Genomic DNA, 26,797 nt, shown 5'->3' with positions numbered 1-26,797 from the left:
TGAGAAGGAAGGGGAAGCGTGCCGTGGGACAGGTAGCGACGTTCGCGGTGACCGGCTTGGACGGGGTGGCCTTCGGGCTGCTGCTGTTCGTCGCCGCCGCCGGCCTGGCGCTGATCTTCGGCGTCATGGACGTGCTCAACATGGCCCACGGCACGCTCTACCTCCTCGGCGCCTACCTCGCCTACCTGTTCACCGATGGCAGCCTGCTCGGCCTGCTCGCCGCCGTGGCCGTCGGTGTGGCCGCCGGCACCCTCGGCGGTGCGGCCCTGGCCGCTGTACTGCGTCCCCTGGCCGCACGCGGGCACCTCGACCAAGGCCTCGCCACCCTCGGCATCGCCTTTCTGGCCGGGGACGCCTTCACCACCGTGTTCGGGGCGACCCCGCTGCCCGCCGACCCGCCGATGGTCCTGGCGGGCCGCATCGACATCGCCGGATTCGGCTACCCGACCTACCGACTCATGTTCATCGCTGTCGCCGCCGCCGTCGCGGTTGCACTGCACTGGATCGTGCGGCACACCACCGCCGGAGTGATGCTACGCGCCACCGTCACCGACCCCGCCATGGCCGCCGCCACCGGCATCAACACCGCCCGAGTACGCATCGCCGCCCTCGCCGTCGGCGCAACACTCGCCGTCACCGCCGGGGTCCTCGGCGCACCCCTGCTGGGCCCCGCCCCCGGAGTCGACACCACCGTCCTGGTGCTGTCGCTGATCGTCGTCGTCCTCGGCGGCGCCGGCTCGATCCCCGCGACCCTCGCCGCAGCCCTGCTGGTCGGGCAGGTCCAAACCCTCGGCGTGCTCGCCGCCCCCGCCCTCGCCCCCTTCGCTCTCTTCGGCGCCCTGTTCGTCGTCCTCGTCATCCGAGGCCAGAGCGGTGCCCCGACGGCGGTGAGGCCAGCATGAGCACCGCCAACGCCAACGCCAACGCCAACGCCACCGCAACCGGGGCCGCCGCCACGCCACCGCACTCGGCGGCACCCGCACCGCTTGGCCGTCCGCAGCGGGCGGTTCGGGCAGGCCTGGCCGGGTGCGTGGCGCTCAGCGCGCTGCTGCTGCCCGCCATCACCGACGCCTACACCGTGTCCCTGGCCAGTACCGCACTGGTCTTCGCGGTGCTGGCCATGAGCACCCAACTCCTCGTCGGTGTCGCCGGCCTGCCGTCCTTCGGCCAGGCTGCCTACTTCGGCGTCGGCGCTTACACCGCGGCCCTGCTCGCCCAAGCAGGTGTCACCGCCGGCCCGGTGCAGCTCGCCTCAGCAGCCGCCGCCGGCGCGATCACCGCCGCCGCGACGGCGCCGCTGGTGCTACGCACCCGCGCCACCGCGTTTCTTATGGCGACCTTCGCGGTGCAGAGCCTGACAGCGACCATCGCCGCACAGTGGACGACCGTCACCGGCGGCGACGAAGGCATGCACACCCCACCGGTCACCGCCTGGCCCACAACGGCACCGCTGACCGGCGCCGGGCACGTCTACTGGTACACCCTGGGCTGCTTCCTCCTGCTGACCGCCGCCGTGGCCGTGCTGATGCGCTCCCGCCTCGCCCTGCTCCTGCGCGGCTGCGCCGACCACGAGCCCCGTATGGCAGCACTCGGCCACCCGGTCACCCTCGAACTCGCCGCCGGCTACACCGCCGCCGGCACGCTCGCCGCAGCAGGCGGCGCGCTGCTCGTCGCGGTCAACCGGTACGTCTCTCCCGCCGACCTGGGCTTCGAGATCGCGGCGCTCACGCTGCTGGCCGCCGCGATCGGCGCCGGCAGCATGACCGGCGCCGTCCTCGGCGCGTTCGCTGTCGTCGCCACCCGGGACCTCGTCGGTGCCGGCACGGGCGGTCACGGACCCGTGCTACTCGGCGTTCTGTTCCTCGCCGTCGCCTACGGCCGGCCACTTGCCCGCCACCTCACCACACGCCTGCGCCGCACACCCGAAGGAAGGCAGCCGTGAACGATTACCCACCTGCGCTTCTGCACCTCGACGGAGTGGGTCGCCGCTACGGCGGCCTGCACGCCCTGCACGACATCTCCATCACCCTGCCCACCGGTGCCCGACACGCGGTCATCGGCCCCAACGGAGCCGGCAAAAGCACCCTGTTCGGGGTCATCGCCGGCAGCGTGCGCCCCACCAGCGGGCGGGTCCTGCTCGACGGGCGCGACGTGAACCGCCTCGGCCCCGCGGCCCGCGCGCGACGCGGCGTCGGCCGCACCTTCCAACACCCCGCCGTGTTCGGGCGGCTCTCCGCCGCCGCGAACGTCGCCCTAGCCATCAACCGTCGCACCCCGCCTGCTGCCCGATCCGCTAGCGCCCGCCGCGGCATGAACACCGACCGTGCGCGCGCCGTGCTGCATGCCGCAGGGCTGGCCGCCTACGCCGACATGCCCGCCGCCGCCCTGCCATACGGGGTGCGGCGGCGGCTGGAACTGGCTGTCGCACTCACGCCCCAACCGCGGCTGCTGCTCCTCGACGAGCCCTCCGCCGGCCTCGACCCCGGGGACGTCGCACAACTCGTCGAGACCATCCGGGCCCTCCCGCCGGAGGTCACGGTCCTACTGATCGATCACCACCTGGACCTCGTGTGGGACGTCGCGGACACCGTCACCGTCCTGCAACACGGCAACCACATCGCCACCGGCACCCCAGACGAGATCCGCGCGGACACCGCCGTACGCGCCGTCTACCTCACCACCGCTGGTACGCCGGCCGCCGCCGTACCCGACTGCGTTCCCGATCCCGTGCCACCGAGCGGTGAACGGCGTCGGCTGCTTGAGGTCCGCAACCTGCAGGCCGGCTACGACGGCGCGCCGGCCGTGCACGACCTCAATTTCGACGTCTTCGAGGGGAAAATCCTGGCACTGCTCGGCCGCAACGGCGCCGGCAAGACCACCGTGCTCAACGCCCTGGCGGGGCTCACGCCTCTCACACCGCCCACCAGCGTCACGCTCGGCGGAGGCAGGTTACCCACCGCCGCGCACCGCATCGCCCGCGCCGGCCTGACTCTCGTGCCGCAAGGCCGACGACTGTTCAGCTTGACCGTCGCCGAACACCTCACCGTCGCGGCTGCCACCGCCACCCGAGACCGCCACGTCGGCCGACAGTGGAGCCGCGACGACATCCTCGCGCTTCTGCCCGCATTGGGCACTCGCCTGCGCCATTCCGCCGAACGCCTCTCCGGCGGTGAACAGCAGATGCTCGCCTTCGCCCGCGCGCTGCTGGCCCGCCCCCGAGTGCTGCTGCTTGATGAACCGTCCGAGGGACTCGCCCCTGCCCTCGTGCAGCAGATCAGCGTTGCCATCTCCACGATCGCAGCCCAAGGCGTCGGCGTCGTGATCGCCGAGCAGAACCTGTCCCTCGCCCTGTCCCTCGCCGACGACGTGGTCGTGCTCGAACACGGTCACGTCGCCCTCACCGCCGCTACCGCCGACTTCACCGAATCTCATCACCGGCGCCTCCACGACCTGCTTGGCGTCACCCCGGTCGGAGCCAACGCATGAGCAGCAACCCCGCCGAGGACAAGCCAAGCCGCTTCGCGCTTCTCGCCTACCCCGACGACGACAGCCCACCGCAGATCGTGGGCTGGGGCCTGGCCCTGCCCGACGGAAGCGCCTTCGCCGTCAACCTGCACGGCCGGCGCACCCTGCTCGCACTCTGCACCAACGCCGACGGCGTCGCCCGCCTCCACAACGCCGATGTCGCCTGGATCGACGACGAACCCTCGCCCCCGCCTCAGCCACACAGCCCGCCATGAGTTCCACACCCGGCCGTCAACCCGAGGGCCACCGTCGCGGCCCTGTGGGTTCTTCGCACGATCCTCTCGACGACGCCCGCGCGGTCCAGGCAGCCCACACCGACGACGACGGCATGTGCCACGGCTGCCACATCGCCTACCAGCAACTCAAACCCTTCCCCTGCGAGTACGCCCGCTGGGCCGCCCGCTACCTCGCGTCGACACCGAAGCAGAAAGATCCAGGTCCATGACGGCCACCACCGCCCCGCCCGTGCACTCCGCGCCACCCGCGAATCGCCTGCTGAGCCCGCTCATCCACCGCGAACTGGACAAGCTCCTCATCACACCCGGGCAGCAGGTCCTTGATATCGCGCGCGTCAGCAACATCACCACCCGCCTTGCCTCTTGTCGGCCCGACAGGATCCGTCGCAGGCGTCGACCACGACACCCGACACCTGCATCCCACCTACGTCATCGACGTCTACGGGCGAGCGCGGATGACGCCCGCCTGATCCACACCGTCATGCGCAGCGTCTATCGCACCATCGCCGGCCCCGACGGCGGCGCCACGTGGCCGCTCGACATCGACCAGCAGCTCATCGGCACCGGCATGGTCCAGGCCTGTACCCACACCGGTACCGAAACCTGGACCGGCGGCGGCCCCGGATGCCGTCTACTTGCCGACGTCGTCGATGGACTCCGACCCACTCTGCGCGGACCCGACACCACCGACGCCGACCTCAACCAATTCCTCATCCTCATGGCCCACCCTGACCTGGTCCTGAGCTCCCTACCAATGCAGGGCAATCCACGCCCGCAAGGCGGGCTGACCGACCGCCGCCGCGCCCCCGGCTCCTGGGACAGCGGCCGGCAACAACAAATCGTCGACAGCATCCGCGAGAGTGTTCGAAGGAACGGCCCATGCCTCGCGTCATCGTCCCGGTGGGCTTCAGCCTCGGACCACAACACCGATATGTGCGTCCCGCCGACCCGACGCCGGAGTCGTGGGAGATCCACCTCGGCGCCGACATGGTCGACCTCAGCGAGGACGAGGTCGGCGTCTACGGGGCCGTCTTTCTGGACGTCGAGGGCCACTCGGAGCTGCGCGTGGACCGGGCGAGGCTGGTGGAGTCGCTGCTGACCGCACCGAAGCCACAGCCTGACGCCGCAGGACTGGTCGAAGATCTGGTCAACCGGGGCCTGCTGCTGGAGTTCGACCCCGAAGGCCCACTCGAAGACCTGTTCCGGCACTACCGTCTCTTCCCTACCGCCGAGGGCATGGGATCGACAGCCGAGGAGCCCCACTACCACCGGATGGGCCATCACCGCCGCCCCCTGGTAGCGCTCCAGAACGACGCCTACGTCATGTGGGCGTTCTCCTTCCTGCACCCCAACCTCTGGGAAGCCTGCGCCTACTTCGCACGGGCTGACGAGGAGGAGTTGGCGGCGGGTGAGGACCCGATCGGCCTCACGCCTGAGGGAGTTGCCCGCGAGGTGGCGGTGAACCTGCCGATGTTGATCGCCACCCAGTGCGCCTTCCTGGATCCCGTCGCGATGCCATGAGCTACCGCCGGCGGGGATACCGCAACGGATCCCGGCAACAAGACGGCTACCTGCGCTGGTTCCTTTGCCGACCAGCGGTAGATGAGCTGCTGTTGGGCCAAAGTACGGGCGAGGGTGGTGAGGACGGCGGTCGTGCAGCCGGGTCAAGTTGATCCCTCGCTGGTGCGGGTGGCTGGCCAGCAGCCGCTGCACGTCGAGGGGGCCCGGCGCGGACGGGGCCGGTGGTGCCGTCGGCGTGACCAGCTCGCCGTGCAGCACCGGGCCACCGCAACCAGATCCTTCCTTGGGACGTGCGGCGCGGCGCGGGCGTCGAGGTCGTGTCCGTCTCGTGCTGCGGCCTGACGGACCCGGCTGGCGGCGAGGCGCGTTCTACCGGCATGTGGGTGGCGGGCGCCTCACCGCGAGGTGGTTGTCGCGGCGGCGGCGGTGATTGCTCAGAAAAGCTGGGTGATTTAGGTCTACCTGGCTGCGTCTTTTCCTGCCGGCGATGCCAGTGGTGCCAATCGGGTCGATTTGACCTCTGTGGGATCTGCCTGCTCCGCCCTGATTTGCCAGCGGAGAAGCCGCAGTGCGCGAGTGGTGACTAAAAAGACCTTTCGCGTTGATTGAAGCCTATGTAATGGCATATGTTCCCTCTGATCTCGATCCGGCCTAGGGAGGTGGCGGCATGCGCAAGGGCGTCGAGTGGGGCTGAGGAACCGGTGTGAGCTGCTACTGTGGACGACTTGCACGAGAGGACTGGGCCGATGATCATGGGGGCCTGATTGATGCCAAACCAGCGTGGAAGATGGGCGCTGGTCACATTGACATCCATGGTTTGCGTTTTGGCGTCGGTGTGCCTCGTATGGGCGGTGAACCATGTGGGGCAACCGGCGCGTTACTATTTCGTGTATCCGCTGATGGGTGCGGCGCTGATGGCGGTGGGCGCGATCTGTTCGGCGCCATTGCCGCAGCGGATGCCCATTCGGATCACTCTGACGCCCACCGCGTCGTTGGTGTGTGCCGCGGCGTTGCCGGCGCCCTGGGTGATCTTGTGTGCGGCCGTCGGCGTGGCGGTGGCACGGATGGTGACGCGGTACCCCCGAGCGTCGGGCGTGCACAAGGCGATCCAGAACACCGCCATGGATATCGTTGCGGCTGCTGCCGCAGCGGCGGTTTTGTATGTCTTCGGGGTGCGTCCCGGCTTCGTCGAGGCCGAGATGGATACGTCGGGGCTGGCACGTCTTGGGGCGGGTCTTCTAGTGGCGGCGGCCGTCCTGTTCGCCATCGAAGAGTTGGTCACGAGCGCCGCGGTGACGCTGGCAACCAGTAAGCCGTTCGCGCTGGTGCTGCGTACCCTCTGGCGCACCCGTCTGATTGTCGCGCTCGGCGAGACCGTCACTGCCGGCCTGTTCGCGGTCGTTATTGGGCTCGACAAGCGGGCGATGATCGCCCTGCCTGCGGTGATGCTCGTGCTGTACCTCGCGGTGACGTACCGGCTGCGTATTCGTGAGGAGCGGGGCGCCTGGGAGCACCTGGCGGCTTTGACCGACGCGCTGTCGGCCCGGGACCTGCACACCGTCTTGCACACTGCCGCAGTCGGAGCGGTCGGACTGTTCGGCACCCGGGCGGCCGACATCGAGATTCACGGCGGCGAGCGGCTGGTGCGCGCCGACAGCGAGGCAGGGGAGGCGGGAGTCGTGTACGACGGCCCTGCGTCCGAGGCTCCCGAGATGGCTGGCGCCCGGACGGTGGTGCGGCACGAGATCCGGCGTGATGCGACCGGGTTGCAGGGCATGGTGCGGCTGTACCTGACGGGCCGGCGTGACGTGTTGTCGGTGCGTGAGCAGGCAACGTTGCGGGCTTTCGCCGCTAACCTGTCGACCAGCTTGGACGGCGTTCATGCCTACGGGCTGCTGGCGGAAGATGCGCATCGGCACGAGCTGGCGGCGACCCAGGATCCTGACACCCGTTTGCCGAATCGGATGGCGCTGCTGTCTCGGGTTGCGACGAAGGCGACCGGGACGTGTCATGTGGTGGTCGTCCGCCTCGAGAACTACCAGTTTCTGGCTGATGCGGTCGGCAGGGACCGCGCGCTGAGGGTGCTCGACGAACTCGCCGGCCGGCTGTGCCGGGCTGCGCGAGATGCGGCTTCTGTTGTCGGCCGGGTCGGCGACGCGGAATTCGCGCTGGTCATGTGGGGCCTGTCAAAGGACACCGCCTACCAGCGGGCGTGCTGGGCGGTGGCGGCGCTGCGTCGACTGGTCACCGACGAGAAGGGCCCGTTGAGCGTGCGGGCGAGCGCCGGGATGACGTCGGGACCGGCCGCGCAGGCGCACGACCTGCTGGATGGCGCGGAGCGGGTGATGTGGCGGGCGGTCCGCGCGGGACAGGACCGGCTGGTGTCCTACCAAACGGCTCCCGTACCCGGCACCTCACTGGCCCGAGAGCTGCTGGACGCGCGCATGGCGATCTCGTGCGAGCCGATCGTGGACCTCACCACCGGCCGCATCGTCATGGTGCAGTCAACGCCGCGATTCCTCTACTCCCGACACGACGTGTTCGCCGCCGACGAGGACATCTACCAACTCATCGACGATGAGGAAGCCTTGCAGGACCTCGCGCGCAAGGTGGTCGCTCGCTCGGTATCGGCGGCGACCACCTGGCGGGAGGCGCTGCCTCGGACAGCGTTGATCGTGCCGGTGCCGGCACGTGCGCTGACGCCGCAGCTTGCTGACTCTCTGCGCGAGATGCTGAGCGGCTACGGCGTGGCCGCGTCATCGCTGGTGCTGGAAGTCGCGGAGCCGACCGCACTGCGCGACCGGAACACCGTCGAGCAGCTGCGGCACTACGGCATACGGCTTCTGCTGGCGAACTTTGGCAGCGACCAGAACAGCATCGAGGTACTGAACGCCGCCACCTGGAGCTTCTTGCGTCTGCATCCGGCTTATGCGCTGGACGCGGGCTGGCGGCCAGCCCGCTCCGTCATCCGCGCGGCGGTCGACCTCTCCATCGACCTGGGCTTCGCAGTCATCGCTTCCGGCATCGCCAGGGAAGACGAGCGAGAAGAGCTGGCTACCCTCGGCTGTGCTCTGGGCAGCGGCTCACTGTTCGGCGGCGCGATGTTCCCCAGCCAGTTGAGGAACCACGGGCGGCTGTGGCAGCCACGGGCTCTACCCGGGCGGGCGAGAGTGCTGCGGCTGCACCGCTCGGGATGACCGGCCGCGTCGGGCGATGCCCTCGGGCAGCGGCGCCACAGACAGCATCTGCGCGAGAGGCGAGTGGCGTGGCTCGTCGCTCGCGTTGATGGTCGCGACCACGGGTGCCCAGCGAGCGACCTCGGCAGCAACAACGGGTGAGTCATGCCATGCGCAGGAGATGCGCGCGAGGCGGCGGGTTTCGCCTCGCACATCGGACACGTCGACAGGTGGTGTCGTGTCGAGCGGGTCATGGACGGCGGGAAACGCGGCTTGGCGTCGGCGCAGCGCGACGGCGAGTGTGGCGGCGTCCGCGACCGCGGCGGCGGTGGCGGAGTCCAGGCGATAGCGGTGCGCGCGCCGCTGCGCGCTGGCATGCACCTGCCTGCTGCACCAGGGGCGCAGAAGCCGCAGCGCGTCGTGAACCTCGATGACGCGGCGGTGGCGATGCCGGCTACCGCCGATCTCCACCGGGAGTGGGACGCCCGTGGTCGTGCTGACGATCGTCGCGTCGGGCAAGCCGGCCCTCAGCTTGATCCACAACTGGTTGACGTGCCAGTCCGTACGGCGGTCCGCCCACCACGTCGAGGGCCGCCAGGACCGCAGTCGTGCCGGCCTCTCGCCGTGCCTGCTGCCGGATTTGGCAGCGGCGCGGATCATCTGCTGGTACAGCAGGTCGGCGGCTAGTTCCGCTTCGGCCTCCAGGGCGGGATCAATGTCGGAATGCAAGGCGTTGCCAGCGTGGCCGAGGACGAGATGCGCTACCTCGTGCAGCACGCTCTGCGTCCGCGCAAGCATCGGCAGGCTCGCGTCGACGAGGATGTAGTCGGCGCGGTCCAGGGGAACAAGTACACCGGAGGGGTATTCCGCGTCGAACCGTTCGTCGCGGATAACCAACGGCCGGCCCCGAGAATCACCAATCGCCTGGCACCACGCCTCCAATGTGTAGGGCTCGGGTGGCGGCGGCACCCTCACCGTGCGCAGACGCCGCCGCAGACGCGCACGAGCCCAAACCACCCCGACCCCCCGAAACTACGATCAGTGATGATCGAAAGGTCAGAGTGTAGCGCCCGAAGCGTCACCTGCGGGTGTCCGATCATCGTTTCCCGCTAGAGAAACCGCAGTCCGCTAAGCTCCCCCTCATGGTCAAGCGGCACCCGGTAAAAAGCCATGCCGGAGTGTCGTGGGCACATGCCACAGTTCAGCATGTCGATCGGGTCGCCTTGCCTCCGCTGTGGAACTCGGGATGCAGCGCGCACCCTGCCTGCGGTGCATGCGGCAGGGGCACGCGTGGCCCGCACGTCCACCATGACCTTGGTCGGGGGCATGCTTGCCGCTCGCAGCCGCAGCGTCACCGTGTCGTCGAGCCTGCTGGCGACACAGCTGCGTCCTCCGGTACGGCAGCGCTCCGCCTCACGGCCAGCCGCAGCGGCAGCAGGTTGTGCGGCGCTGGCCCTCTTCACTCTCTACGGGCTGCTGGCCGCGCCGGCGACCTCTACGCAGGACACCTCGGCGGCGCTATTTATGGCGGCGGTCCTCACCGCAGCCGCCGCCTTGGTGGCAGTCGTCGCGGCTGCTCGCTGGCGACGTACGCGGCAATCAAGCGCGAGGACGGCGCGAGCGATTAGGGTGTGGCGCGCAGGCACATGGTGCGCTAGCTGCCACTACGTGACCTTGACAGTTCCGGGCATCGACCGCTTGACCCTCGTGAGCGCCGATCACGCCCACCGAGCAATTCACAGCCTCGCCAGCATCGGCGCCTCCACCCCGTAGCCCGGCTCACGGCATCCGAGCTGTGGTTGCCAGCCCAAGGGGTCGCCTGGACTCTCGGAGTCAACGGCAGCTCGCCGGCCTTACTTGGCTGGGACCACCGCACGGGCAATCAGCGGATGCTGCCGGACGATTCACGCGGCGACCATAGGGCAGCCCGTACGAACCCGGGGCAAAGCGCCGACGAAATTACCGAGGCATCCCCTGCGCACGGCGCCGACTTCACCTGCGTCAAAGTGGCGCCCGTCACTGAGCCGGTTCGCCGCTGAACGGTGACGATATCGACGACTGCTGACGGGGCTGCTCTCGCCATGATCCGGGCGAGGGCGCGCGCAGGAGACGGTCAATCATCTCCTGGGCCTCCCCGGGGAGTTGAACTCGAAGCTCAGCACTCTTCCAGTTTCGCCGTCACCAGCGCGGGCGACGACCTTCCAACGGGTCTGCTAACGAGCCATACGTCGCGACGCGCGAGGCGTTCCCACAGGCCATTCCACCACCGTCGAGCCACCACGTCCACACCGAGATCGTACGCACGTTCGAACAGGTGTCGTGGTGGGCCCACGAAGCCGGGCTATTCGCAGCGGTCCTCAGCCCCTCGGCCGTGCACCTCGCAGCAGTCGGGCCGGTGCCGATAAATCCGCAGCTCGCGGCCCTGCCGATCGACCCGCTCCGGCGTTGCCTCGTACAGACACGCGCGCCACATGGTGCTCGGCCCGACGGCAGGCACCACCTGGCCGTCGCCTGGTCCGCCGCGCAGCAACACCTTCATGCCTCGACGCTACGCAGCCTGTCTTGCCGGCGGCTACGGGTTGCGCTGAGCAAATCCGTGGCGTCTGGTGGTAATCGACGCAGGACCTCCGACCTTATCCGCGACGCGCTCACCGGCGGCGGCCTCGCCAGCGTTATCGAACTGCGGCCCACCGACTGCTGTACTGCTCCGTCCTCCAGGCGGTCCCCGAAGGTCAGGTGGAGGGAGCCGTCGCCCCGGTACGCTGCCGGCAGCCCTAGGGTCATCTCTCGCCTTGGTGCTGTGGTCAGCAACCGGTACGGCCGAGTCGTCCGTGTCCGCGGCCCAGGACTTGTACCGCACCCGTACCACCACGGACATCGTCGTGCGTACCGACGAGCAGTTCGCTGCCCTCTTCGGCGACCTCACGCTGATCGAGCGGGGTCTGGTGCCGCTCAACGATTGGCGCTTCGAACTCGGTGACCCGGGCCTTACGACGGCGCCGCGACGCCCTCACCGATGCGGCGCGCAGTGACCTTCCGTTTCTGACTGGTCATGATATCGGTCCGCCACCGGAGGGTAGCCGCACGACCTGCGGCAGATAAGCGGGACCGTCGGCGTAGCAGTTCTCCCGTAGGCTGCGAGATCCACAAGTGACAGGACCTGCGAGGGAGACAGTGATGAGCAGCCCGCCGACGAGCACATCGAGCCACGACCAAGGCCGTGCCACCGTCGCCCGGATATACGACTATCTCCTCGGTGGCAAGCAGAACTTCGAAGCCGACCGCGAAGCCGCACGGCGACTCCTGCAAGCCATACCCGACTCTGCGAACATCGCTCGCTCTAACCGGCTTTTCATGCAGCGGGCGGTCCGCACCCTCGCCGAGGACGGCATCAAGCAGTTCCTCGATCTGGGCTCCGGTATCCCCACGCAGGGAAACGTGCACGAGATTGCCCAGGCAATCGACCCTAACATCCGCGTGCTGTACGTAGATATTGATCCCGTCGCGGTCGTCGTCTCCAACCAGATCCTCAGGGACAACCCCACCTGCCGCGCCATCGAGGGCGACTTCACCCGCCCCGATCTGATCCTCGACGCGCTAGCCGACGGCGACCTCGCCAGCGTCATCGACCTCGATCAGCCCACCGCGGTGCTGTACTGCTCCGTGCTACAGCAGGTTCCCGACGATCGTATCGATGCCGTCGTCACCCCGATCCGCGAGCGGCTCGCCCCCGGGAGCGCGATGGTCATGTCCCACATCAGCGCCACCGTGGCCGATCGGTATGACAACACGACCGTGTCCGAGGGCAAGGCCGTCTTTCGAGCCCGTGCCGCCACCGAGATTACGCTGCGCACCGACGCGCAACTCGCTGCTCTCTTCGGCGATCTCACGCTGCTCGAACCGGGTCTGGTGCCGCTCAACGAATGGCGCCCCGAACTCGGCGAGCCGGACCCCTACGCCGCCGGCCCCACGCCTTCGCCGATGCGGGGAGCCGTCGCCATCGATCTCTGACTGTGGCGGCGCGAGGCGCCAAGTCCTTTGATCATCCAATAGCCGGCCTCGGCCACGCCGCCGATGCCCGCACCGCGCCCGGTCTGATTAACCTGCCTATCGGCGTTGTTTAGGTCTGCCGCTCGTACCACGTTTTGGTAGGTACTTCCGCCTGCGGGGTGTTCTCGTCAACCTCGAGGTGTTCCTTCAGGCTCCGGTGCCCGGTGTCAGCGGGCACATGCCTGCTCCGCGGCTCGGTTGAGGTGCTCGGTGGCGTCGCGTGAGAGACCGCGTTCGATGCCGGCAACGTGCAGTTGCGCTCCCCGACCTCACTGCGCGACACCGACCGATGGTGCGGTGCCGTCGGTCCGCGCCGCTGCCGACGCGGCAGCGGCGCGGACCGACGGCCCAGCTCGTCCACCGGGGGCGGTCAGCCCGGCAGGGCCACCTGTGCCGGGGTCGACCGGTGAGTGGTGGTGCCGTCGCCGAGCTGCCCGAACGAGTTGCCGCCCCAGCACCACAGGCTGCCATCGGTACGCGTCGCGCAGGCGTGATAGGACGCGGCGAGTTGACCGTCCAGGTGGTGGCGTTACCGACTCAGGTTGGATCGACCGGTTCGGCTCGGTGCTCAACGGCGACCGCTAGGCCGACCTCCGGACCCCCGCCAACCTGGAAGTCGCCCTCGGAGTCGAGCAGGTTCACGCCGTAGCGCTTGTGCTTTCGAGCAGGGCGAATCGTCTACACCCGAAAGGCGCATCCTTCGATTGTGCGTCTGATGAGCGCTTCATCCCTGCTCAGGTGTTGTACGAACGTATTGCAACAGGGCAGTAAATGTGGCTAGGGGTAGCCGAAACTGTGGACACTGAGGTCAGGGCTGTGCTGAATTTGCTGCGTTAACGACGCAGTCCCGATGACTGGGGAGCGGGCCTGCGTCAAAGCACGCCCGTTGATTCGCGCGGGCAACTACCTTGCATCCCCGGGATAGGTGGATCCTGTGAGCCTGCCCCCATTGTCTGCCCTAAATCAATACCGTGACCGCCGTAAGGCGTACCCGTTCTTTGCGCGGCACCGCGCAGTTGCGGCGAAGGCCGTCATTGTCGCCGTGGTCCTAGCGGCAACGGGCTGTACCAAACATTCCGGAGTTCAAGACGCTTCGGGCACGACCACGGCGACAACCGCTTCCGACACCGCCGGCACCACCAGGACGGCCGAGGCAACGACGCCCACAGCAGGCGCGTCGACCGGAGCACCGTATCGCCCGGTAGACGCGCTGTGCTCGAAGGTGGCCCTCGAGCCGATCTCCGAGATCGTCGGTTCGGTTGGGAACCAACAGGACGACTCCCGCGCGGCGGGCAGCACCGTCAGCACGGCATGCACTGCCACGGTGGGCCGCCTGCCCGACGGCATCGTGCTGACCGTCCGCGCCGACATCGGGGCGCCCGGCTCCGGCAGGCTCATGTACGAGGGTCTACGACAGGCGCAGCAGTCCACTGGCCCGGTTGCCGACGTGATCGGCGTCGGGGCCGCCGCCTACACCTACACCGACCAGGCGAGCGGCTTCACCGTCGCCACCTATGACGCGAATCTCTACTTGACGGTCACCGCCGCGCCGCTGCGTCCCGGAGCCACCCTGCGCGGCGACCTGCCTGCCCGAGTGCGCGCCGCAGCGGCCTCCACGCTCGCCGCCCTGCGTACCTGACCGAACCTGTGCCACCGGCACGTCTTGGCCGCGACCAAGATCCCCGCCCCGGGCAACAGCCCACCCGCACCTGGAGACTTCTGTGCCTTCACCTCTGCCCGCTGTCCTACCGGGATCCGGTGACAACGACTACGCCCGCTACATGCACACCGACGACCTGCTTTCCCTACAGAAAGGGCCGGGGGAGTGGGTGCACCCCGACGAGCTGCTGTTCCAGATCGTGCACCAGAGCACCGAGCTTTGGCTGAAGCTCACCCGCTCCCACATGTTGCGGGCCTTGGCGCACCTCGACGCGGACCGGCCGTCCGCGGCCGAACTGCTTCTGCATCGCGCCGCGGAAGAGCTGCGCCTGATCACCGAGCAGCTCCACATGCTGCGGTCTCTGCCGCCGGCCCGGTTCGCCGTCATCCGCACCGCACTGGGCAACGGCTCCGGCTTCGAGTCTCCCGGGTGGGCGCTGCTGCGATCAGCGACCACCGAACTGGACATCGCGTTCGCCCGCCTGCTGTCATCGCTGAACCTCACCGCCGTCGACGTATACCGGGGCGAGCCGTCGGACCCGCTGTACCGGCTCGCCGAAGCGCTCGTGGGGCTGGACGAGCGGATCGCCCTGTGGCGCACCGAGCACTACACCGTCGCCACCCGCATCATCGGCCACGGCGTGCTCGGCACCCGCCACACCCCGGTCGACAGCCTGACCAAACTCATCGCCCACCGCCGCTTCCCGACCCTCTGGGACGCCCGCACCGTCCTCACCCAAGAAGCCACACAGCCGGTCTGCCCCGAGCAGGTGCAGCCGTGACCGCCATGACCGAAACCCTGCCCTCGCTGCTACGGCACAAGCTGCGCCTGCCCTCTGGCAGCGCTCACATGGCGGCGTGCAGCATCGCGCCACGCACCGTCGACGTCGACGAGGCCATCGCGCGGATGCTCGATGACCTGTCGCGCCCAGGCTTCTGGCAGGCATGCGAACAGCAGGTCACTGAAGCCCGCATCTTGTTCGCGCGGCTCATCGGCGCCGACGTCGAGCAGATCGCTGTCCTGCCCAACGCCAGTGTTGCCGCCCACCAGGCGGCAGGCGGCTGTCGCTGGCGCCGGCGCAGCGACATCCTGACCAGCCACGCCGAGTTCCCCGGAATCGCCCACACCTGGCTGGCCCAACCCGGCGCGCGAGTGCGCTGGTGCGGCACCCACGCGACGGTCCGCACCGGTGACTACCTGTCGCACATCACCCCGCGCACCGCCCTGGTATCGGTGCCCGCCGTCACCTATCGAGACTCCCGGCGCCTCGACGTGGCCCGTATCGCCGACGCCGCGCACGCCGCCGGTGCCGCCGTGTTCGTCGACGCCTACCAGGCCGCCGGAGTGATGCCCCTCGACGTCGACGCCCTGCGCTGCGACTACCTCGTCACCGGCACCGGCAAGTACCTGCTCGGGCTCCCCGGGCTGGCCTTCCTCTACGTCCGCAACCCCGGCGGACCACGGCCGACCCTCACCGGCTGGCTCGGCCGCGCCAACCCCCACGCCTACCAAGCCACCGTCCTGGACTTCCCGCCACACGCCCGCCGCTACGAGACCGGCACACCCGCCGTGGCCGCCGTCTATGCCGCCGTCGCCGGCCTGTCCACGGTGCACGACCTCGACCTGCGGCAGGTGCGCCGCCACACGCAACGAATGGTCTTCGGACTGGCGACACGCCTGGCCAGTCAAGGCGAGATCGTGCGCCTGGCCGCCGACGTCGACACGCAAGGCCCGCACCTGGCGCTCGTCGAGCCACACGCGGAAGCCATGGCGGCCTGGCTCGGACACCGCGGCGTCATCGCCGCACCCCGCTGCGGCGTCCTGCGCCTGGCCACCCACGCCTACACCACCACCGACGACCTCGACGCCGTATCCGAGGCAGTCGCCTCCTACCGCTGCCGCAGCCGTACCCGCCCAGGAGCAGCCCGATGAACCCCGAGCCCTTGCAGCGATGGCTAGCCCAGCGACGACCCACCACACGTCGCTTCCCGTACGACTGCGTCGTGGACGCCTACCAGCACCACGGCAAGCAGTTCGTCTCCGGAACGTGGACAACGCTGCTGCAATCGGCCCGCGAACGCCTACCGGAGGTCTCTGGGCCGCACCGTCAACTGAGTGCCTTCCTGAACATCGCCCTCGACAAGACCGACGACCGGTACGACTACCGCAGCTACCTCGCTCTGCCCCTGCTGCCCATACCTGACCCGGACCGGGACACCGAACGGGCAGACCGACTGCTGGCCCGCCGTGACCGCTTCCACCTTCTGCTCCTGTCCGACCTCATCGCCTTCGAGATACATGCCCTCGACACCATGCAGGCGCCGCTGCCACAGTTGCGTCCCGACCCCCTGGTGGTGCGCAAACGCCTCCGACACGCCTCCCGCTCCGCAGCCCCGGCCCTGCGCCGCCTTAGCTTCGACGTCCATGCCGTCGGCGACCCGGTGACGTTCGCCCGACGGCTGATCGCCATGACTTCCATTGACCGCAGCAGCGACGAGCGGCTGACGATGCGTACGACCATGCTGCCCGTCTCGACCGTTCACGACGAATACCTGTTCATCCGGGTCCTGCAAACGTTCGAGTTGACCTTCGGGCTCCTGGCCGGAGACCTCACCGCGGTTACCACCGCCGTAGCCGAAGGCCGCCTACCCGCAGCCGGCACCCGACTGACCCTCGCCGCCACTCTCCTGCGCGAAGCCGCACCACTGTGGTCCCTGCTGGCCACCATGCAACCGGAGGCGTTCCGCACCTTCCGCACCCACACCGACGGCGCCAGCGCCATCCAGTCTCGCGCCTACAAACTGGCCGAATCGCTGTGCCGTACACCCGACCCGCAGCGCCTCGATTCGGCTGCGTACCTGTCCGTACCCGATGTTTGTGCCCGCATCAACCACGGACAATTGAGCATCGACGACGCCCTCGACACCATTCGCGCCGACCATCACGCGCTCGCCGAGACGCCCGTCCTTGCTGACGGACTACGACACTTCGCCGCCGCCGTTCACCAATGGCGCCGCACCCACTACAGCCTTGCCGTCCGAATGCTCGGCACCCACCAGCCCGGCACCGGTGACACACCCGGCACCCCCTACCTGTTACACGGCCGCGACCAGCCAGTCTTCTCGCACCGCAACGCGAGCAACCGCGAGCAAGGCATCCCATGAGACCTCGATCAATCCTAGGACGATCTTCCAGATGAGAGCGACGCCTCGGATCCCGCAATCCGCTTGCACCGTTAGCCGCAGGCAGTCCTATATCACGGAGCTTCGAGGTTCATAGGAGTTCGCCATGAAAGAACAGCATCCACAAGACAAAAGCAAGAGGCCCGTCGCCGAGTGGACTGTAGAGCGCATCCGGTCTCTTGGCGTCGTGACCAATGTCGTGACGGCCGGAGCCGCCCTCGGTATCGGTCGAACAAAAGCCTACGAGTTGGCTAAGATGAACCAGTTTCCGGTCCGAATTCTGAAGGTCGGGTTCCGCTACCTGGTGCCGGTCGCTGACATCATGGATCTGCTGGTGGGAGAAACGACGCCGAATCATTCTTCTGCGGAGGAGAGCCGAGCTAGCTCATAGAGCGCGTGGACAGAAACAGGGATCCGGAGCGGGGCTAGCGCGACCAGGTGAACTTGCGTCATCACATCGTGGTCGGCCGTCCCTGCTGCGCCGGCACATGGCTGATCATGGGAATTCCTATGCAGAAGGATGGGGTGGACGGGGATGCGGGCGCTGACAGATGCTGCGCATATGGAATTCGTGGAGGCAACCAGCGCGCTGACCGCGCGACTCGCCGCTGGCAACGACGACCTTGCCGCCGCCGGTGCGATCTGCCTGGCTGTCGAGGCGTGGAAACACCTAGCCGGCGAGGACACTGCGTGGGACCGGTTCGGTCTTGAGATCCTCAACGTGCGGAGCACGTTCTACACCCACTACGACGACGTCGTCGTAGACACAACCGTCCCCACTACCGCCAGCACTCACATCAGAGACGCCGTGAGGGAACTCGTCTCGCAACTCGCGCGCTACCACGATCATCGCGCCCTCGACGCCGACAGTGCGCTGTCTGAACGACTCGACCACGATGCCGCCGCCCAACAACTGCGCCGTGCGGTCGCAGCCCTGGCATGACGGTCGGCTTCTGGCATGAGGAGGCGCAGCGGGCGCTGCGGGCCGCAACTTCGGCGGTGACCGGCCGCCGCGCCGCCGACGCTGCCGAGATCAACGCCCTGGTACATGCCCGAGCGGACCTGTATCACCAGATGGCCAGGATCACCGAACTACTGGTCGGGGGCCGGCCAGTAGCGGAGGAAGCCAACAGGGCGACTGCAACGCTGATCCTCGGGCGGCACGGGCAGAACCTGACCCGCCTCTACGTCGGTCTACGCGCCGCCGCAGTGCTGGACGAACACCTTGCGCCGGCGCCCGCTGTCACTGCCGGCCCGGCGCGGTCCCTGCGCCGCGCTGCCGATGCCCTTGGTGTCATCGGCGACATCATCGCCGGGCACCTTCCGTTCAAGCGACGCCCCGGGACGCCCGAGGGCAGGGCAATCCGCGCCGGAGGCGGTGTCCAGGGAGCACTCGCTGACCTCGCGCGGCTTACTGTCGAGGCGGTCCGGCTCGATGGCCGGCTTCCGGCCTGGCTGAACCGGGGCGGGCCATTGGCACACACGTACCGGTCGGCCGCGGAGGCAGCCAGATGGACGAGCAACAGCCGATTGGGCCTCGCCGCCGCGCAGCTGGTAGCAGCCGCGAAATTCGAGCCGGGCCTGCGCGAGCTTGACACCGCCCGGTCGCCCCTGCGCCCAGCGCCGGCGGTCGACACCGTCGATACGGCGATCGCCGCAATCCGGGCCGCACGGACATGGCTCTGGCTCCACCCCGACCAGGTCACCGGCGTGCACCTGCAAATCGGTACTCAACTGGGCCTAGCCGTGCATGTCCTTACCGCCGGAAAGAATCCCGACATGATCGGCGGCTGGCGACAAGCGGCAATCGCCGCTGCCGACCTACAAGCCACCCCCGCAAACGGCCCCGCCCAGGACGCCGCCGCCGAGATCAGCGAAGCGCTGCGGTGGACCCGCTCGCTGCTGAACCTCCCCGCTCAGGAACACGTCCACCAGCAGGCGAGAAACCCAGAACGGCTCGTCAGCGAGATGCGGCTCATGGCCGCCACCCTGCACCGAGGACTGCGCGCCGCTGTACGGCACTGCAACCTGTTCGTCCGAGCAGACGCCATCCTTCACCGTCCCGCCGGCTCGTTGGTCTACCGCGCCGCTCCCCGCTGGCGGCCCGCAACCACCAACGACGACTTGGTGCGCGACCTCAGCCGCGCATTGTGGCAGACAATTGGGCAGAACGCTCAAGGCGATACGACCGCCATGATCGCCCGGGTTCTAGCCACACCGCCCCGCCTGCAAGCGGTGAGTCGGCCAGCCGACGTGGCCCGGCAGAGCCTGAACCCGGGCCGGGCGCCGGACGATCTCGCTGGCCCTGACCTGCGCCATGCCGGCAACGGTCACCTAACCCGACGGGCAGTTCAGCCTTCAACTCCTGTAGGTGGCAGCGAGGCTGTCGAAGAAGGCGGAGGGCCATTGTCGGGCGACATCTCAATCGACTGACTCACCGCCGAACCGCATAGCTGGCGCAGCTCCGGCCCGAGGCCGAAAGCAATGGACGAACCCTCAGCGGTCCAATCTTCGCGAAGGCGCTTCTGCCTCTTCACAAGGGTGCCTTTCGATAGACATGATCGCTAGAGACGGTCGCTACTGCTTGTCGTCGCCTGAGGAGGCCTGCCATGCGTGTCGCTCAACAATCCAACCAACCCACTGTGCGGCGGCGTGTCGCCTCGACGGTCATCGCTGCCCTCGTCGGAGTCCAGATGGCGAGCGTCTACGCCCAGCCGGCCTCGGCCGCACCCCCTGGCATCCCGTCCAAGGCGACCGCCCAGTCCCAGCTCAACTCCCTGACAGTGGCCGCTCAGGGATCAATGAGTGGCTACTCCCGGGATCTGTTCCCGCACTGGATCACCGTCAGCGGCAGCTGCAACACCCGGGAGCAGGTCCTCAAGCGCGACGGCACGTCCGTCGTTGTGGACAGTTCCTGCGCTGCCACGTCCGGGCGCTGGTACAGCCCGTATGACGGGGCGACCTGGTACGCCGCTTCCGATGTCGACATCGACCACGTCATACCCCTGGCTGAAGCCTGGCGCTCAGGCGCCAGCTCGTGGACAACCAGTCGCCGGCAAAGTTTCGCCAATGACCTGTCTCGTCCTCAGCTGATCGCGGTGACGGACAACGTCAATCAGGCCAAGGGTGACCAGGATCCGTCGACCTGGCAGCCGCCGTTGGCGTCTTACCGGTGCACGTACAGCAAGATGTGGATCACCGTGAAGTACGGCTGGGGTTTGAAGCTCCAGTCGTCCGAGAAATCCGCGCTGCAGAGCATGCTCACCACGTGCTCCTCCTGATAGCCGTGCTGCGATGAGGTGCCGGCAGCGACCACGAACGTCGAGCGAAAGCTCCCGATCGGGAACGGTGCCGGCCATGGAGGCGAAACGCACAGGCTTCAGCTGTGGTGCGCTGGATCGCCGAGGTCAGGGAAGGTGGTTGGTCCCAGCACACGGCAGTCCGGGCGTCCGAGCTCACGACCGAAGGAGAGCTGATGTCGGCCGCGGCAGGCGCGAGGCGGCGCGACGGGTGCTGCCTTTGCGGTGCGAGGAGGGCGTGCGCTCTGGCGATCACCGTTCGCAGAAGGGACGAGGCGGAAATCGCCGCCGAGTTCGGCGCCCAGCGCACTGGTATAGCGGGAGATGACGGCTACGGCTGGTTGAACCTTCCGGTACGGGATGGCTACGTGCGTTCCGTCGCGCTCAACGATCGCAAGGGGGTGACTCCGCCTCGCATGTTCGCCTTCGACTTCCGTCCACACTCGCATCACTGGCAGGTCATGGCGGGTGTGCGGGCCTCCGAGAACGAGGCTGCCACCATCGAGCTCGGCGGTGCCCACGCGATGATGGCGATGACCTCCGTCGGCGACGGGGCTCTTTTCGGTCTGCGTGGACGTCAACGCCGCCGGGGATCCCGGTGCTGTTCGCATCACTGCGACCAACGACGACTGACACCTTGTCTGAGCAGCGCTTCCGTATCGTCCGAGAGGCACGAGGCCCAGCTGTCTGTCGCTGTACTGCGCCGGGTCCACGAACCGGGCATGGATCGCAACGTCGACTGGCAGTGGGCCTGCCCCGTTTTGACGGACATCCAAGATCAGGGGACCTGGGGTCTCCGGGAGGATGTCCATCATCATGGAGAGCATGGGGAAGAAGCGGCCGCGGCCTCGGCGTTCGTTCACGCCGGAGTTCAAGGCCGAGATCGTCGAGTTGTGCCAGCGCGGTGACCGCACGCTTCGACAGGTCAGCCAGGATTTCGACCTGACCGAGACCGCGGTGCGTGACTGGGTCAAGCAGGCCGAACTCGACACCGGCGTCCGCGCCGACGGGCTGACCACCGGCGAACGAGACGAGCTCGCGCAGTTGAGGCGGGAGAACCGCAGGTTGCGCGAGGACGTGGACATCCTCAAGCGGGCGACGGCTTTCTTCGCGAAGGAGACCCGGTGAACGTGCACCCGTTCATCGAGGCGGAGCGAGCCGGCAAACACAACGTCAAGCGTGCGTGTGAGCTGCTCGAGGTCTCCAGGTCCGCCTACTACCAGCGCACATCCGGTGTCCAGTCCGTCCGTGGGCGCGTTGATGCCCAGCTCACCGAGAAGATCATCCAGGTTCATGCGGGGTCGAAGGGCACCTACGGGGCGCCACGGATCCACGCCGACCTCGCCGACGCCGGCATGCGGCACGGCCGTAAACGCGTCGCCCGGCTGATGCGCGCCGCTGAACTGGCCGGTAAGAGCCCTCGCCGGTGGCGGGCCACGACGATCCCGGACCCGAACGCCAGCAGACGCCCTGACCTGGTCAGGCGTGACTTCACCACCGATCCGGCCGCCCTCGATTCCCGCTGGTGCGGGGACATCACCTACATCAACACCTGGCAGGGCTGGCTCTACCTGGCCACCGTTATCGACCTGGCTTCACGCCGCATCGTCGGCTGGGCCATCGCCGACCACCTCAAAACCGACCTGATCGACGCCGCTCTCACCGACGCCCTCGTGCGGCGCCGACCCACGTCTGGACTGGTCTTCCACTCGGATCGCGGCGCCCAATACAGCAGCGCCCAGCACGCCCGCCTCGCGCAACGTCACGGCATCCGCCTGTCCGTCGGACGGCGCGGGCAGTGCTGGGACAACGCGGTCGCCGAATCGTTCTTCTCCACCATCAAGACAGAACTGCTGCACCGCCAGCCATGGCCCACCCATCAAGCCGCCCACCAAGCCATATTCGAGTACATCGAAGGGTGGTACAACACCCGCCGCCGGCACTCGACCCTGGGCTACCTCAGCCCCGCCGCCTTCGAAGCCACCGGCCCGCACCTGCAACCAGCCGTCCAGGCAGCCTGACTAAGATCAACACATTGACCCTGTCCGTCGAAACGGGTCAAGCCCACAGGACCACGTCGACTGGTTCGCCCACCAGCTGCGCCTAATCTCCGGACCAGGCGAGGATCGCAAGGTAATGCCCGCTACGGCGGCGTACGCCGCGCTGCGCCCGGTCTCCGGGCGGGCGATGATCGGACCAGCTGGGCCAGATGCGAACCCACCTCATTCATTAGCGTTCCCTGGCTCGGTTGCGTCAGGTGGTGGTTGCGGTTGACGTGCAGGGTTGCGTCCTGCCGGAGCGCTGAACGTCGTCTCGGCCTTCGGGGAGAGGCATCCAGATGGAGAAAACGAAGAAGAGCCCGGGCGGGGTTTGTACCCTCAACGACGCGAACCGCTGGAGATAGAGCGCTTCGGCCAGGCTGCTATGTGAGAGTTCGCGCGTCGCCAGTTGGCGTGCACGGCTCAGCCGATGAGCGGACGTCTCGGGGATAGTGCCTGCGTTGGTCGGGTTGTCCGCACCAGCCGCAACCGGGCCGGTGCCGGACGTTGCGGTTCATCCGCCGATAATTGCTGGTCGGGTGCGTTGCCCTTCCCCTCGTAGCGTGGAAGCCGGAGCTTGAGGGATAGAGGTTCATGGCTGAGACGAGACGGCAGTTCGATCCGGAGTTCCGGGCGGGCGCGGTGCGTATCGTGCGGGAGACGGGCAAGTAATCGCTCAGGTCGCCCGTGACCTGGGGATCAACAGTGGGACTCTGGCGAATGGGTGAAGAGGGACCGTGAGACGCGCGGTGAGGCCGCTGCCGGACAGTTGGCCGAGGATGAGCGGGCGGAGCCGGCCCGGCTGCGGCGGGAGAACGCCGAGTTGGCGATGGAGCGTGATGTCCTCAAGCGATCCGTGGTCCTGTGGGTCAAGGAAGCGACGGGCCGGTGAGCGTGGCCGCCTTCATCGCTTCCCAGAGGACCGAGCATTCCGTGCCGCACGCGGTGGCCTGCCGTGCCCTGGGGGTGTCCGAGTCATGGTTCCACGCTTGCAGGGTGTGGCGGGCGCCCACCGACAACGGCCGGGCGCCGTGCCATAACGCCAAGATCAGCATTTGCTTCTGCCGCAATCCGGTGCCCGACCGACTCTACCGTCGCTCAGCGTGAGCATCGGAAGGAAGCGGGGACTGCCCGCCGACCTCCTTGGGCATCGATCGCCAGCGCTCGGGTGGGTGCTGCGCTCACCGGCACCCCGCCCCGTCCGCTGCGGCGGCGAGGTTCGGCGACTGCCCGAACCGGGTATGCCCGGCCATGCGGTTCGCGGCGGAGGCACGGAGGCCGGCAATACTGCGTGGCCGACTGCTGTACGCCGGTCGCAGGAGTCGTCGTCGTCTGGAGACGTACCTCATCGTGGCGGTGCAGGCCGGGTTGGCCGCCACCCTGTCCTGGTTGACGGCCCGGGAGTTGCTGGGCAACCAGGATCCGACCTTTGCTCCGGCGGCAGCGGTTGGTGTGATCGCTGCGGCCCTAGGCAACCGCGCCCGGCGCACCGTCGAGTTGGTCGGTGGGGTGTTACTCGGCATCTTCGTGGGCGACCTGCTGGTCGAAACCGTGGGCACTGGTCCGTGGCAGACCGGCGTCATCGTCTTCGTGGCGGCGGCGGCGGCCGCGGCGGCCCGGGGAACTGGTGCGCTGATGACTCAGGCCGGGGGTACTGCGGTGCTGGTCGCCACCGTTACCCCCACTTCACCCAACTTGGAATGGTCCCGGACCGTCAACGCGACGGTTGGGGGAGCGATCGGCCTGCTGGTGGTGCTGGTGCTCGTTCCGCTCAACCCGATGCGTACTGTTCGCCGGGTCGCGGACCCGACACTGAACGCCTTCGCCCGGGAGATGACCGCCTCAGCGGAGGCGCTGGCCGGCGCCGACGCCCGCGCCGCGGAGGAGATCCTGGACCGGATGCGCGCCGCGGAGCCGCAGCTGGAGCGGCTCAGGGAGGCGGTGACCGCCGCCGAGGAGGTGGTGCGGCTCTCCCCGGTGCGCTGGCGCCGGCGCGAGACGCTGGCCGCGTACGGGCGGGCTGTCGACCACATGGACCGGGCCTACCGCAACAGCCGATCCCTGGTGCGCCGCATCGGCACGACCCTGCGCGACAAGGAACCGGTCCCGGCCGGCCTGCCCGCCGCCGTTGAGTGCCTCGGTGAAGCCGTCCGGATGCTGCACCGCGAGTTCCTGGCCGCCCACGACCCCGTGCGGGCGCGCGAGCGAGTGTTGCAGGCGGTGCGGGAAGCCGGCGAGGCATGCCGGCAGGACATCGGATTCTCTGGCGTCATTGTCGTGTCGCAGCTGCGTACCGTTGCCAACGACCTGCTCCGTGCCACCGGGTTGCCCCGGAACGAGGCTCGGCGAATGGTCAGCCGGGCCGCCGCCGGGTAGTCGGGGGTGTCCGCGCCATGCCATGCCTCGACCGTCGAATCTCAGACCGGGTGGGCCATGGTGCCGGTCAACGCCAACGTCCCCGGCAGGCGGGTATCCTGGCGCAGGAACTGCACGACCACGGGAACCGGGGAGCGCAGCAGGCAGCCGTACGGTCGGTCCAACTGGATCGCCTCCGGGTCGATGAGGTCGTTGATCCGGATGTGCCGTATCCGGCGAGCCTTTACCAGCATCCGGTACGGCCCGACCGGCTCGGCGTCCTCGTAGTAGATGTCGAGGCTGACCTCGGCCTCGCGGTCGGTCGCGTTGAGCACGCAAAGCTGGTCGAAGCCGGTGAACTCTGGTTCCGGCCCGTGCGCCGGAAACGGGACCTGTCCCCCCGGAACCACCCAGGTGTGGGCGCCGAGTTCGGGCATCACGCCTCCTCGAGCAGTCGGGACAGGTCGGGGCTGAGGAACACCCCGTCGGGGTCGAGGCGGCGCCGCACGGCTTGGAAGTCGTCCCAGCGAGGGTAGAGCGGGCGCAGGTCCCGGGCGGTCAGCCAGTGCTTCTTGCCCCAGTGTGGCCGGCCGCCGTACTGCCGGAAGACCGCCTCCATGTCCTGGAAGTACTCCTCGTATGGCAGCGAGGTGTTCTGCAGACAGGCGATGGTGGTGGTGGGCCGGCCGTACGCGTTGCTGAGCCAGATGTCGTCGGGGGCGATGGTGCGTACCAGCACCCGCCAGCCGACCACCTGGCGGTGGCGGTCCCGGATCCGCCGCCGGACCTCGGCGAAGCACGCCGCAAACGCCTCCGAGGGCAGCATGTACTCGATTTCCTCGAAGCGCAGCTCACGGTGCTGAGGAATGGTGCGGTGGGTCGGGCCGACCTGGATCTGTCGGGGCGTGTGTGTCGGAGGGGAGCCGGCAACCCGGGAGTCCGGCCAGGCTGGCTGGTCCTGGGTTTCGTCGACCCGGTTCATCACCCGGACCTGCGTCTGGTCGCTGCGTGGGTACCAGTAGAAGTCCATGTTGCGATTGGTGTGCTGGAGCTCGGCCAGATGGTCCAGGGTCCAGTCGACATGCGCGCACCACGACCGGCGGTGCAGCTCGTAGCGGGGCTGCACGTCGAGGGTGACCCGGGTGATGACGCCGAGAGCGCCGAGGGACAGCCGCGCTGCCGGCAAGAGCTCCGGGTCGCGGTCCGCGGCGATGTCCAGCGTCTCGCCGGTGCCGGTGACCAGGCGCACGGCGGTGAGCTGCGTGCTGAGGTTGCCGAAGCCGAGCCCGGTGCCATGAGTGCCGGTAGCGGTGGCCCCGGCGACGGACTGGTAGTCGACGTCGCCAAGGTTGTCCATGGCCAGACCCGCGTCGAAGAGCCCTTCGCCCAACGTCCTCAGCTTGGTGCCAGCCCAGGCGCTGGCGCGGCGCCCGTCGTCGGAGATCACCCCGGCAAGGCGGTCCAGGCTGAGCAGTATCCCATCCGTACGCACCAGCGGACTGGACGAGTGGCCGGAGCCGACCGGCCGGATTTTCCTACCGGACTCCCGGGCGCGGTGCACCAGGGCGCGAACCTCATCCTCGTCGGCGGGTTCGGCGCACTCGTCCGGCGAAAAGGAGAGGCTGCCGGACCAGTTCACGAACCACTGTCCCACCTCGGCGCCCCTTCCCGGTCGCTGCGGTCGCGCAGGCTTACCCGCCGCCGCCCGGGGTAGTCGCGCAGGACCCGGTCGACCATGACAACGGGAGAAGCCC

At 68.4% G+C, this 26,797-nt stretch carries 26 protein-coding genes; 21 read left to right on the top strand and 5 right to left on the bottom strand.

Annotated features, from left to right (window positions below; all coding sequences use genetic code 11):
• Positions 1–23: 23 nt before the first annotated feature.
• From GA0070608_RS28970 to GA0070608_RS28945, 7 genes are all read left to right on the top strand, one after another.
• Entirely contained in the window at positions 24–902 is an 879-nt protein-coding gene (locus GA0070608_RS28970) for a branched-chain amino acid ABC transporter permease (RefSeq protein WP_091632466.1), read from the top strand.
• Entirely contained in the window at positions 899–1,942 is a 1,044-nt protein-coding gene (locus GA0070608_RS28965; protein WP_091632461.1) for a branched-chain amino acid ABC transporter permease, read from the top strand. Before GA0070608_RS28970 ends, GA0070608_RS28965 begins: the two co-directional genes overlap by 4 nt.
• Positions 1,939–3,486: an ATP-binding cassette domain-containing protein gene (locus GA0070608_RS28960; protein ID WP_245716000.1), complete on the top strand. Its 1,548-nt coding sequence runs from the start codon at positions 1,939–1,941 to the stop codon at positions 3,484–3,486. Before GA0070608_RS28965 ends, GA0070608_RS28960 begins: the two co-directional genes overlap by 4 nt.
• Positions 3,483–3,740 (top strand): hypothetical protein, encoded by a 258-nt coding sequence (locus GA0070608_RS28955; RefSeq protein WP_091632457.1) that lies wholly within the window; start codon positions 3,483–3,485, stop codon positions 3,738–3,740. The genes GA0070608_RS28960 and GA0070608_RS28955 overlap by 4 nt, the downstream gene beginning before the upstream one ends.
• A 44-nt stretch (positions 3,741–3,784) precedes the next feature.
• Positions 3,785–3,970, top strand: a complete 186-nt coding sequence (locus tag GA0070608_RS32405; RefSeq protein ID WP_141719593.1) for a hypothetical protein — start codon at positions 3,785–3,787, stop codon at positions 3,968–3,970.
• Positions 3,971–4,640: 670 nt separating this feature from the next.
• Entirely contained in the window at positions 4,641–5,282 is a 642-nt protein-coding gene (locus GA0070608_RS28950; protein WP_091632453.1) for a hypothetical protein, read from the top strand.
• Between the two features lie 812 nt (positions 5,283–6,094).
• On the top strand, positions 6,095–8,479 hold the full coding sequence (locus tag GA0070608_RS28945; protein ID WP_176733890.1) for an EAL domain-containing protein: 2,385 nt from the start codon (positions 6,095–6,097) through the stop codon (positions 8,477–8,479).
• Here GA0070608_RS28945 and GA0070608_RS28940 read toward each other — a convergent pair.
• Both GA0070608_RS28940 and GA0070608_RS28935 read right to left on the bottom strand, forming a co-directional pair.
• Positions 8,435–9,355 carry a DUF6545 domain-containing protein gene (locus GA0070608_RS28940; protein ID WP_091632445.1) on the bottom strand — a complete coding sequence of 307 codons (921 nt, stop codon included), beginning with the start codon at positions 9,353–9,355 and terminating at the stop codon, positions 8,435–8,437. The two genes, GA0070608_RS28945 and GA0070608_RS28940, sit on opposite strands and share 45 nt — an antisense overlap.
• Before the next feature lie 1,444 nt (positions 9,356–10,799).
• Positions 10,800–10,997 (bottom strand): hypothetical protein, encoded by a 198-nt coding sequence (locus GA0070608_RS28935; RefSeq protein ID WP_091632440.1) that lies wholly within the window; start codon positions 10,995–10,997, stop codon positions 10,800–10,802.
• Between the two features lie 67 nt (positions 10,998–11,064).
• Here GA0070608_RS28935 and GA0070608_RS34085 point away from each other — a divergent pair, with 67 nt between their 5' ends.
• Positions 11,065–11,490, top strand: coding sequence for an SAM-dependent methyltransferase (locus tag GA0070608_RS34085; protein WP_281186162.1), 426 nt, complete (start codon positions 11,065–11,067; stop codon positions 11,488–11,490).
• 145 nt (positions 11,491–11,635) lie between these two features.
• Entirely contained in the window at positions 11,636–12,469 is an 834-nt protein-coding gene (locus tag GA0070608_RS28925; protein ID WP_091636414.1) for an SAM-dependent methyltransferase, read from the top strand.
• Between the two features lie 409 nt (positions 12,470–12,878).
• Here GA0070608_RS28925 and GA0070608_RS33815 read toward each other — a convergent pair whose 3' ends face one another.
• Positions 12,879–13,028, bottom strand: a complete 150-nt coding sequence (locus tag GA0070608_RS33815) for a hypothetical protein (protein WP_425413260.1) — start codon at positions 13,026–13,028, stop codon at positions 12,879–12,881.
• Positions 13,029–13,442: 414 nt separating this feature from the next.
• Here GA0070608_RS33815 and GA0070608_RS33810 point away from each other — a divergent pair, with 414 nt between their 5' ends.
• From GA0070608_RS33810 to GA0070608_RS28855, 12 genes are all read left to right on the top strand, one after another.
• Entirely contained in the window at positions 13,443–14,147 is a 705-nt protein-coding gene (locus tag GA0070608_RS33810) for a hypothetical protein (protein WP_245715999.1), read from the top strand.
• Positions 14,148–14,229: 82 nt separating this feature from the next.
• Positions 14,230–14,949 (top strand): tryptophan 2,3-dioxygenase family protein, encoded by a 720-nt coding sequence (locus GA0070608_RS28910; protein ID WP_091632431.1) that lies wholly within the window; start codon positions 14,230–14,232, stop codon positions 14,947–14,949.
• A 5-nt stretch (positions 14,950–14,954) separates the two neighbouring features.
• The gene (locus tag GA0070608_RS28905; protein ID WP_245716161.1) at positions 14,955–16,100 is read left to right on the top strand and encodes an aminotransferase class V-fold PLP-dependent enzyme; all 1,146 of its coding nucleotides are present in this window, start codon (positions 14,955–14,957) and stop codon (positions 16,098–16,100) included.
• Between the two features lie 71 nt (positions 16,101–16,171).
• The gene (locus tag GA0070608_RS28900; RefSeq protein WP_245715998.1) at positions 16,172–17,332 is read left to right on the top strand and encodes a tryptophan 2,3-dioxygenase family protein; all 1,161 of its coding nucleotides are present in this window, start codon (positions 16,172–16,174) and stop codon (positions 17,330–17,332) included.
• 124 nt (positions 17,333–17,456) lie between these two features.
• Entirely contained in the window at positions 17,457–17,741 is a 285-nt protein-coding gene (locus tag GA0070608_RS28895; protein WP_091632422.1) for a hypothetical protein, read from the top strand.
• A 171-nt stretch (positions 17,742–17,912) separates the two neighbouring features.
• Positions 17,913–18,293 carry a hypothetical protein gene (locus tag GA0070608_RS28890; protein ID WP_141719591.1) on the top strand — a complete coding sequence of 127 codons (381 nt, stop codon included), beginning with the start codon at positions 17,913–17,915 and terminating at the stop codon, positions 18,291–18,293.
• Positions 18,290–19,783, top strand: a complete 1,494-nt coding sequence (locus GA0070608_RS32915; protein WP_091632416.1) for a hypothetical protein — start codon at positions 18,290–18,292, stop codon at positions 19,781–19,783. Before GA0070608_RS28890 ends, GA0070608_RS32915 begins: the two co-directional genes overlap by 4 nt.
• 260 nt (positions 19,784–20,043) lie before the next feature.
• Positions 20,044–20,631: an HNH endonuclease family protein gene (locus GA0070608_RS28880; RefSeq protein ID WP_176734018.1), complete on the top strand. Its 588-nt coding sequence runs from the start codon at positions 20,044–20,046 to the stop codon at positions 20,629–20,631.
• An 843-nt stretch (positions 20,632–21,474) separates the two neighbouring features.
• On the top strand, positions 21,475–21,777 hold the full coding sequence (locus GA0070608_RS28870) for a transposase (RefSeq protein ID WP_176733888.1): 303 nt from the start codon (positions 21,475–21,477) through the stop codon (positions 21,775–21,777).
• The gene (locus GA0070608_RS28865) at positions 21,774–22,670 is read left to right on the top strand and encodes an IS3 family transposase (protein ID WP_091632405.1); all 897 of its coding nucleotides are present in this window, start codon (positions 21,774–21,776) and stop codon (positions 22,668–22,670) included. Before GA0070608_RS28870 ends, GA0070608_RS28865 begins: the two co-directional genes overlap by 4 nt.
• A gap of 742 nt (positions 22,671–23,412) precedes the next feature.
• Positions 23,413–23,580 (top strand): hypothetical protein, encoded by a 168-nt coding sequence (locus tag GA0070608_RS33120; RefSeq protein WP_218107609.1) that lies wholly within the window; start codon positions 23,413–23,415, stop codon positions 23,578–23,580.
• A gap of 359 nt (positions 23,581–23,939) precedes the next feature.
• On the top strand, positions 23,940–25,064 hold the full coding sequence (locus GA0070608_RS28855; protein WP_091632399.1) for an FUSC family protein: 1,125 nt from the start codon (positions 23,940–23,942) through the stop codon (positions 25,062–25,064).
• 41 nt (positions 25,065–25,105) lie between these two features.
• Here GA0070608_RS28855 and GA0070608_RS28850 read toward each other — a convergent pair whose 3' ends face one another.
• Together GA0070608_RS28850 and GA0070608_RS28845 are read right to left on the bottom strand one after the other, a co-directional pair.
• Complete coding sequence (locus GA0070608_RS28850; RefSeq protein WP_176733887.1) at positions 25,106–25,480, bottom strand: sensory rhodopsin transducer; 375 nt, start codon at positions 25,478–25,480, stop codon at positions 25,106–25,108.
• Positions 25,480–26,697, bottom strand: a complete 1,218-nt coding sequence (locus GA0070608_RS28845; protein WP_091632392.1) for a D-arabinono-1,4-lactone oxidase — start codon at positions 26,695–26,697, stop codon at positions 25,480–25,482. The genes GA0070608_RS28850 and GA0070608_RS28845 overlap by 1 nt, the downstream gene beginning before the upstream one ends.
• Positions 26,698–26,797: the final 100 nt, after the last annotated feature.

It is taken from the genome of Micromonospora peucetia (genome assembly GCF_900091625.1).
GTDB lineage: Bacteria > Actinomycetota > Actinomycetes > Mycobacteriales > Micromonosporaceae > Micromonospora > Micromonospora peucetia.
Note: the sequence above shows the minus strand (reverse complement) of the source record. Positions and strands in the feature narration are given on the sequence as shown.